The following is an 8449-nucleotide window of genomic DNA, read 5'->3' as shown; positions in this document are numbered from 1 at the left end:
GTCACTGTCACTGTCACTGTCACTGTCACTGTCACTGTCACTGTCACTGTCACTGTCACTGATAGGCGTGATTTTACATCTGTATTTTTTCGCGTGTCCACAATAAAGTGTCAAAAAATTTCCCTTATGCGAAAAAATTCATATCCAGACCCAAACCGACCATTGATTCCGATTTGTTCCGGCCAAATCTGGTATCCATCGGAATCCGTAATCCGACACCCGCGTTTTTCACTTTTAAAACAATGGACAAGACTTTCTCCTGATAATCCATCCTCCGCAAACGTAATGCCATGGTAAGACTGAGAAGGCGGATGAGTAAAATAAAAGAACTGCTCGCCTTAAATTTGACTGCCACCTGTTCAACAGGGGCATCTCAGCCTGTCGGAATATCGGGTGTAGCACCGTATCTGATGTAGCCACCCGCTTCAGGGGAAGCCAACTGGCGTGGCCCCTGCCGGAATAGCTGCTTGAAGCGTTGCTCTATACCGGACTTGCCAGCGAAAGTCATAAACGGATTTACGGTCTTAAACCCATGTTGCCGACAGCAATAAGAGCTGTAGTGCCGTCAGCTCACTTACAGGTCAGAGTACTGCGCCAGAACGATATTCGAACTGACTCTGTTCTGACGCCTGAACCCAGTAGTTATCGTGACACGATATAGACCCAGCCGTTACAGCGTGGGCATTTCTTACCGCCGAAGTAAGTATATTCGCACCGGGTACAACGCCAGTTTCGGGTCCGAGCGTTCTGCGGCCCCCGGAAATCCGAATTCCGCTCTCGTCTGTCAGCATGCCTTACCGGTGCAGCTCGCCGTGGTGGACTTATCGCGTATCGGCAGCCCTGATTGTTAAGCCTCTCTCTCCGGTTGCGGCGGGCATGGACAAATATCTCCTTCCCCGAAGCAACCTCCTGAATAATCACCTCAGTATGGCAGGAATCACACAGCAAACGCCCTCGGTAGTGGTAAGGGACTTGCTGTACGGTCACCCATTCACCGTCTTCGGTGATGGCGTGTTCAACCGGTCTAAACTGCATCATGGCACCGCTCCCGCCTCAGATAGAACCATCCCCCGGCGATAAACACTGCTCGTTGTGGTACGCATATCATTCCACCTCGTTGCTGATAACTTCGGTGCTGTGGTCGCCAGTACGGCAGGTCAGGCAGTACCGTTCACCGTGGTAATCGCTGTCACAGCCGTTACAGTGCCAGTCGGCCTTACGTACCAGTGGTAAGACGTCTGGCACATAGCGACGTAGCATGCGTATCCGTCGCGCTTCTTTCGGTTCCAGATGCACATACGGACAGTAGTAACGTACGTTCTCCGTCAGGTCTTCCCATGTGTGTTCAAACCACGGACGGTTGGTGGCCCATTCCGGGTGAAATACCAGTGCACTACCGCAAAGATGACAGAAGTAGTGGTCGTACGGGTAAATCTGTGCAGTTGTCGCGCCCGTGAAGTGTTGATTGCCGTCAAGCGCGATAAAAGATTTTGCGTAAATCGTCATAATATTAGTCCCTTGCCGGACGACGTGCAGACGTAAGCCGTCCCGGAGAGGGCAGCAGTGCAGGTCATACGACTGATGGCGTTAAATTAGATGAGAGATGTGATTGCGTTCGATAGATTACTGACGGGACTGTGCAATGCGTTGCTGTAGCCAGGCTTCCACCTCGCTTTTAAGCCAGCGGGAGGCTCTGCCCATTTTTATTGGCTGTGGAAAATCACCTTCGCTTATCAGTTTGTAAAACCATTTATCGGTCAGACCGGTAAAGGCAGTAATGAATTTCATGTCGACCATCTGGTCATTAAGCAGGGATGTATTTTCCGATATCATGATGAGTTCTCTCCGGATATATTAAGGGAGAGCCGTACGCAGAAAGTCATTATTCTCACTGGTATTGCTCATCAGATATCTGCCTGCCGTAATTAATCACTTTCGGACCGCTTTCTTGGTCTCCCGCTCCGGCTCCTCGCGGGTATTACGCTGAACCGGCAATGGATGCCATCAGGTTTCTGCGCTGTCTTTGCCAGATAGCTGAGAATGTATTTCATGGCATTGATACCCATATCGTCATTGTATTCAGTCATCTCTTCACTTCTGAATTTATAATGGGACTGTGGAGTACACCGGTGAGCGTATCCCTCATTGTCAGTGATGCTTTTCCATCGTGTCTCTATCTCCTGAAATACCGGCCAGGCTTTATTACGTAACTGCGCATTGATAAATATTGCACAGTGAGCATGGTAGCGATGGTCCGCTCCATATTCTGCCACCCAAGTATAACCGGCAATACCGTTCATACCGGTTAACCGGTGTTCCAGCTGAACCATATCGGCACACAGGCCATGAATATCCTGGTGAGTGAATGCAGCCGATTCTTTAAGATAGGCGAAATCAATTCTCAGCAGAATAAGCTTTGAATATCTGCTGAAAAGGCTATCAACATGGTCATGTAATTGACCTTCCAGTTCAGGACAAGTCGAATAGTTAGAATTGGTGATGCAGTTTGTTCTCATTGGTCATTCCTCATCATGTCGTTTCATGAACATGTGAGGAGACCGTAAGTTTTAAACTGCTTAATATCATGAAGCCAGATGGATATGTTTGTGCGGGTAAATAGTTATAACAGAATGGGTATATAGCAGAATAACAGTAATAACCTTATTTCTTCATAACTTCCCCGGACGTTGGGTCAGGGTATCCAGGAATGAGATTTTATTGTTCTTCTGACACCATCAGGTATCTGAGAGAACGGTGAGCGTCATATTCCTGCAGAACTGCATGGTGGGTGATATCGTAATATTTAAATCAAAAACCCCCTCACGGGGAACTGACCTCTACAATGAGGTACTGTTTCGCCATTCAAATCTGTCACGCTAAATTTTCGGTAAAATTTCGATAACTTCGTGATAAAACAACGATGAAATCACGCAAGATGATGATAAAATCACGGTGTGATTTATCTTTGAATGGGTGGTTGTAAATGAATTGTTATGATTACGTTTCAGAAAAAGACATCAGAAAATGCCGGTTTTATGTCCGTTATATGGAGAACCGGGAGCGCTCACGAATAAGAGTTAGCACGAATTTTGACTGGGAAAATAATTCCGGAAACGTGTGGGAGACAAATACATGGATTAATAATGAGCTTGACTCTTATTTCAGAAGAAGAGATGTGAAATATATAAACGACTTCGTTGATGAAATGGAAGCCTTATGCAAGGATGAGATATTACCCCTTGAGGAATTCAACTGGTTCAGGCATGACAAAAGGATTTGCCTGTGGTTATGGCGTGAGAGTTCTGCTTATCGAGGGTGGCGTGATCATGCATTCCCGGACCATCGCGGGAGATTTGAAGCTCTTGTCGAATACTTTGATGTAAAAGGCCTTGGCGGTAATAAGAAAAGAGAACTCCTTGATGACTACAAGGATGACTGGCAAAGAAAGGGGAATACAGAGGATCCCTTTAGCAAGGAAAATTCTGAAACAATAAATTATCTCTGGAATTATACAGTAAAACTGCATGGCAATATCAACCGATATTTTTCACCCATTAGTGATGACGACAGAAAAATATGCCTTACCGGTTTTTATGACTGCATCCTTGATACACCGGAGAAAAAAGAGTTGTTTTTGCGAAAAATGAAAAGTGCACTATCTTCGCATAAGCATCGTGAGAAAGCAGGCAAAGGCAATATCAATAAGAAGTTTTTACTGTCTCTTGAAAATGACAAAAAGCTGAATGACATGATCGCAATTTCCGGTATGAAACGTGATGACTTTATGAATCGTCTGATTGCCAGCGAATATGAAAGACGTGCGGCAGAATTTAACTAATTCTCCGATGTATATTACCCCGTCGAACGACTGAGGAGTACCGCTGTATTCCTCTTTTTATAATTCTTCACAAAGACAATATATCCGATTGAAAATCCTACGCAAAAAAGCTTACACGCCCATGAACGCCTATCATGGAATGTGGTTTCCTGAACACGGCCCTCAACCTCTGTCATAAAACAATCACCGTACAGAGGCGCTATTCACCCTCCATACATTCCCTTTCCCGTTCAGGATAAACACTCACAGTGAGATACTGGTATTTATTTTTTGGCAAAATCAAGAACCTAAAAAATTAACATTTTAAATATTTTTAAAATATATATTACGCATCTGAACCCCCTGGTATTCCTCATCAATAGGAGCTATTCGCCTGTACTCCGGCCTGTTCTGATGCTCCGTGAACAATTTGTACATCCGCAACAGAATACATTCAGTTCACTGGAATAAATGTCATCATTGGACATACCTATCCCCTCCATTCACCACCGACTCTGTCAATAAATAAGGAGTAAAGTAACCATGCAACATTCCGCTTTCTACCGGAAGCGCATTTCATGAATACTGCTGACCACTGGCCTGTTGTGCCTGCCACTGACCGGTCAGGCCAGTTTCAGTGACTTTGCCACATTTAAACTGGTCAGCCAGAGAGGCGCCCCGGCTCAACAGGGACAAAAAATCTGTACCTACGAGGATATCGTCAATCATACCCGCGTTGAATTAACACTTCCGTATATCTGCTGGCCCATGGCATTTCAGAATCGCACAGACGGCCAGTTTTACGACCCTATCTACTGAGCAGTACCTTTGTATTTTTGCTCCGGTTTCTGCCTGTTGTACCGTTATTTAACACCCCCGCCTTTCCGGAAAACCGGGAGGGCTTTTTTATTCACTCAACGTAAGGAACTAAAAATGAAGTGTCCCCACTGTGGTTCATCCAGCACGCAGAAAAGAAATCTTGGCCGAAAAATGGGAGGAAGTGTTGGTGCCATTGCCGGTGGCATGGCCGGTATAACCGGTGGTGCTGAGAGTGCTGCGCTCGGTGCCGCTGCCGGCTCGCTTATTCCGGGTGTTGGTACTCTGGCCGGAGGTGTTATTGGTTTTTTAGTCGGTATGGGAAGCGGTGCCGCCCTCGGTGCTGTCGCTGGTGAAAGCCTGGATAAGGAGGTATTCGATGAATATATCTGCCACGCCTGCTCGCTGACCTTTAATCATGAAGAAAGCTGAGATAAAAACGCAGGATTAATTCCCGTATCCCGGAAAGAAAAAACACCACGAACCTTTCCTGCGTCACCACACCGACAGGCCATGTTCCCGCAAGGGGACATGGCCTTTTCATTTATCTCATTTTATCCGGAGTCTCAATGAAATTAGCCAGCCGTTTTGGTGCGGTGAACCTTGTTCGCCGTGACCGCCCGTTAACCCGTGATGAACTCGCGCACTATGTGCCGAGTGTGTTCAGTGAAGAAAAACATGCATCCCGCAGTGAACGCTATACCTGCATACCCACCATCACCCTGCTGGATAACCTGCAGCGGGAAGGCTTTCAGCCGTTCTTCGCCTGCCAGACCCGTGTGCGCGACCAGGGCAAACGTGAACACACAAAACACATGCTGCGCCTGCGCCGTGAAGGCCAGATTACCGGTAAACAGGTCCCGGAAATCATTCTGCTCAACAGCCATGACGGCTCCAGCAGCTATCAGATGCTGCCGGGACTGTTCCGCGCGGTGTGCCAGAACGGGCTGATTTGCGGTGAGTCCTTTGGTGAGGTCCGCGTGCCCCATAAGGGGGATGTCGTCGGGAAAGTCATTGAAGGGGCTTATGAAGTGCTGGGGGTGTTTGACCGGGTGGAGGAAAAACGGGATGCGATGCAGTCACTGCTGTTGCCGCCGCCCGCACAGCAGGCCCTGGCGAAAGCCGCCATCACGTACCGGTTCGGGGAGGAGCATCAACCGGTCACCGAAACGCAAATCCTGTCGCCACGCCGCTGGCAGGATGAGAGCCACGACCTGTGGACCACGTATCAGCGCATACAGGAAAACCTGATAAAAGGCGGACTGTGCGGGAAAAACACGCAGGGTAAACGCATGCACACCCGGGCCGTGAAAGGTATCGACAGCGATGTGAAGCTTAACCGTGCCCTGTGGGTGATGGCGGAAAACATGCTGTCACTGTGCTCATAGCCGCCGTAATTTCTTCACGTGTCCTCATACCTGTCATCTATCCCTGTGTCCGTCTGACACGCTGATTTTTAAAATATTACGGAGAAACACCATGAACAACACCGGGTACCCCTTTCCGGCGGATGCCGCCTGCCGCGAATTGTCTGCACTTTACGTCTCTGTCGTCCCCGAACATGAACGCCAGGATTTCTGGCGGCGGCACTTCGGGACCGTCCCGCCGTGGTTATCGCCGGAGCTGACTATCCTGAGCTGGTTCAGTCGCCTGTGCCGGGGGTACAGCGGCGGCTACTGGCATTTTTACACCCTCAGTAACGGCGGTGTGTTTATGGCGCCGGACAGCCAGGAGACGTATGACCTGTACTGTAAGTCAAACGGTAACCGTGCCACGCTGGGCGGCGAATCGGCTGGCATTGCCGCCTGCCTGATGACGTACAGCCACCTGTCCTTTGTCACCGCCCGGGGTGACATGGCAGAGCATTACTACCGCCTTCACGACTACGCACTTCGCCACCCGGAATCCCGGGGTATCCTGACCCTCACTGACTGAGAAAACCGCCATGTCTGAATTATTACTGACAGCCCTGTCGGGGATGCCCCCGGCGTCCCTGCGCATCGTGAAACTCGCCTTACGCTTACTCGACCGGCATCTCAGAACGCCCGGTCAGTCGCTGACCTCCAGCCATGCCGTCCGGGACATGCTGCGCCTGCAGATGGCCGGGTTGGAGCGCGAGGTCTTTATGGTGTTTTACCTCGACAACCAGCACCGCCTGCTGGAAAGCGAAACGGTCTTTCTCGGCACGATTAACCAGACTGAAGTTCACGCACGTGAAATCGTCAAAGGGGCACTGCGTCACAACGCCGCCGCCGTCATCCTGGCCCATAACCATCCTTCCGGCTGTACTGACCCGAGCCACGCCGACAGAACCATCACACAACGACTGATACAGGCGCTCGGGCTGGTTGATGTCCGCGTGCTGGACCACCTCATTGCGGGGCGCGGCGACATTCTGTCCTTTGCCGAGCACGGGCTGCTGTGAAGGCCCTGGCCATAAACGTTATCCACTTCCGGAGTAATAACTCATGACATTAACCACATCCCCGCCATGGGGACTGCGCCACGACATCACCCCCTGCTTTGGTGCCCGCCTGGTCCAGGAGGGAAACCGCCTGCATTACCTGGGGGACAGGCCGGGCTCTACGGCACGTTCTCTTCCCTGCAGTTACGTGCGCTGGACCGCAGCTTTCCGGCATTTATCCGACAGATGGAAGCCGCGCTGCGTACCGGCGAACTGGACCCGCATAAGGCACATCAGACGGGAAAAGGACGGCCTGATTTGCGAGGCCGACACGCGGGGAAGCTGTGGTTATGTTTACGTTTCTGTTTATCCGGCTCCACAGCCAGCATAAAGGAGGCAGAAATGCCTGTCCCCATTGAACACCTGAATGGCTTATGGCGGGAACTGAAGAACATCGCCGTCATTGAGGAAGAAGGCACCCTGGTTATCCGTGACGCATTTATTCACTTCCCTGCCGGTACGCCGGTCCTGGATATCTGGGTCTGGTTCGAAGACAGCAACAGCGCGTTTGTGGTTGCCCGGATGCTGTACGGCTGACCCGACATACTGCCCCTTCTGACATTCATTCCACGAGGATTACGTATGAAACACATCACTGCACCGGCCACGGTGCCGGTGTCCCCGTGCCTGTCGTCCGTACAGGTATGGCAGACCTTACTGACTTATCTGCTAAATAAACATTACGGGCTCATCCTGAATGACACGCCGTTCTGTGATGACCGTGTCATCCGCGAACATATCGACGCCGGTATCACGCTGGTGGATGCCGTGAATTTCCTGGCTGAGCGCCATGACCTGGTGCGCACGGACAGGCATGGATTCGCATGGCTGGAACAGTCGCCGTTTTTAACCACGCTGGACGTTTTATGGGCAAGACTCGCAACCGGATTAAAAACGGTTTACACAAAACCCGGTATAAAGGAGGAAAGAATATGAAGCTCATGACCCGCTGTCTGAGCGTTCATATCAGCCAGCATCAACAATCAGCCGACTGCGAAGATGAGCTGTTCAGGATAAAGTATTTCCAGAAAGTCAGCGGCCACGTTATCTTTAAAAGGCCAGATCTGGTTGATAAAATGAATGAGATTCTCGCGAGGTATTATCCCTCAGCTTTGCCATCCCGTTCCTGAATACGATCCCTTTTTACTATCATTCAGGAATGAGGGTATAAATGAGGGTACAAAAACAACCACATTAAAAATATTATTTAAATATCAATATATTGATTATCATCATCGATTCCGAGTCCGGCACCACTATTCTTAACCCTCGCCTTTGGCGGGGGTTTTTTCGTTCTGGGGAACGGACTCTCCATCGAACTGCGTTCGATTATTCGCCGCAGGCGGCTCACC

12 protein-coding genes and 1 pseudogene are annotated in these 8449 nt (G+C 49.8%); 9 read left to right on the top strand and 4 right to left on the bottom strand.

Annotated features, from left to right (window positions below; translation table 11 throughout):
• Nucleotides 1-642: 642 nt before the first annotated feature.
• The 4 genes from RTX96_RS20860 to RTX96_RS16175 all read right to left on the bottom strand — a co-directional run bounded on the left by RTX96_RS20860 (nt 643) and on the right by RTX96_RS16175 (nt 2516).
• The gene (locus RTX96_RS20860; protein ID WP_409418570.1) at nt 643-1035 is read right to left on the bottom strand and encodes a putative zinc ribbon protein; all 393 of its coding nucleotides are present in this window, start codon (nt 1033-1035) and stop codon (nt 643-645) included.
• Nucleotides 1036-1104: 69 nt separating this feature from the next.
• Nucleotides 1105-1506: a putative zinc ribbon protein gene (locus tag RTX96_RS16185; protein WP_044597286.1), complete on the bottom strand. Its 402-nt coding sequence runs from the start codon at nt 1504-1506 to the stop codon at nt 1105-1107.
• 117 nt (nt 1507-1623) lie between these two features.
• A complete protein-coding gene (locus RTX96_RS16180) occupies nt 1624-1833 on the bottom strand; it encodes a helix-turn-helix transcriptional regulator (RefSeq protein WP_044597287.1) in 210 nt (69 codons plus the stop codon).
• 92 nt (nt 1834-1925) lie between these two features.
• Nucleotides 1926-2516: an inovirus-type Gp2 protein gene (locus tag RTX96_RS16175; RefSeq protein WP_044597288.1), complete on the bottom strand. Its 591-nt coding sequence runs from the start codon at nt 2514-2516 to the stop codon at nt 1926-1928.
• Nucleotides 2517-3175: 659 nt separating this feature from the next.
• On the opposite strand from RTX96_RS16175, the gene RTX96_RS16170 reads away from it, so the two are divergent.
• The 9 genes and pseudogenes from RTX96_RS16170 to RTX96_RS16130 all read left to right on the top strand — a co-directional run bounded on the left by RTX96_RS16170 (nt 3176) and on the right by RTX96_RS16130 (nt 8227).
• A complete protein-coding gene (locus RTX96_RS16170; RefSeq protein ID WP_044597289.1) occupies nt 3176-3838 on the top strand; it encodes a hypothetical protein in 663 nt (220 codons plus the stop codon).
• 912 nt (nt 3839-4750) lie between these two features.
• Complete coding sequence (locus RTX96_RS16165) at nt 4751-5065, top strand: hypothetical protein (RefSeq protein WP_044597290.1); 315 nt, start codon at nt 4751-4753, stop codon at nt 5063-5065.
• Between the two features lie 137 nt (nt 5066-5202).
• Nucleotides 5203-6021 carry a DUF932 domain-containing protein gene (locus tag RTX96_RS16160; RefSeq protein WP_312671552.1) on the top strand — a complete coding sequence of 273 codons (819 nt, stop codon included), beginning with the start codon at nt 5203-5205 and terminating at the stop codon, nt 6019-6021.
• Nucleotides 6022-6112: 91 nt separating this feature from the next.
• On the top strand, nt 6113-6568 hold the full coding sequence (locus tag RTX96_RS16155; RefSeq protein ID WP_249573294.1) for an antirestriction protein: 456 nt from the start codon (nt 6113-6115) through the stop codon (nt 6566-6568).
• Between the two features lie 10 nt (nt 6569-6578).
• A complete protein-coding gene (gene radC, locus RTX96_RS16150; RefSeq protein ID WP_044597293.1) occupies nt 6579-7058 on the top strand; it encodes a RadC family protein in 480 nt (159 codons plus the stop codon).
• Nucleotides 7059-7101: 43 nt separating this feature from the next.
• Nucleotides 7102-7353: pseudogene (locus tag RTX96_RS16145) on the top strand (type IV toxin-antitoxin system YeeU family antitoxin); the annotation flags it as partial.
• The gene (locus RTX96_RS20855; RefSeq protein WP_409418569.1) at nt 7236-7634 is read left to right on the top strand and encodes a hypothetical protein; all 399 of its coding nucleotides are present in this window, start codon (nt 7236-7238) and stop codon (nt 7632-7634) included. The pseudogene RTX96_RS16145 and the gene RTX96_RS20855, both read left to right, overlap by 118 nt.
• Nucleotides 7635-7679: 45 nt before the next feature.
• Nucleotides 7680-8033 carry a TA system toxin CbtA family protein gene (locus tag RTX96_RS16135; RefSeq protein WP_044597295.1) on the top strand — a complete coding sequence of 118 codons (354 nt, stop codon included), beginning with the start codon at nt 7680-7682 and terminating at the stop codon, nt 8031-8033.
• The gene (locus tag RTX96_RS16130) at nt 8030-8227 is read left to right on the top strand and encodes a DUF4942 domain-containing protein (RefSeq protein ID WP_044597296.1); all 198 of its coding nucleotides are present in this window, start codon (nt 8030-8032) and stop codon (nt 8225-8227) included. The genes RTX96_RS16135 and RTX96_RS16130 overlap by 4 nt, the downstream gene beginning before the upstream one ends.
• Nucleotides 8228-8449 lie beyond the last annotated feature (222 nt).

This window comes from Pseudescherichia sp. (assembly GCF_032052675.1).
In the GTDB taxonomy this organism is placed as follows: domain Bacteria; phylum Pseudomonadota; class Gammaproteobacteria; order Enterobacterales; family Enterobacteriaceae; genus Pseudescherichia.
The sequence above is the reverse complement of the archived record's forward strand: the minus strand, read 5'-3'. Positions and strand labels throughout refer to the sequence as shown.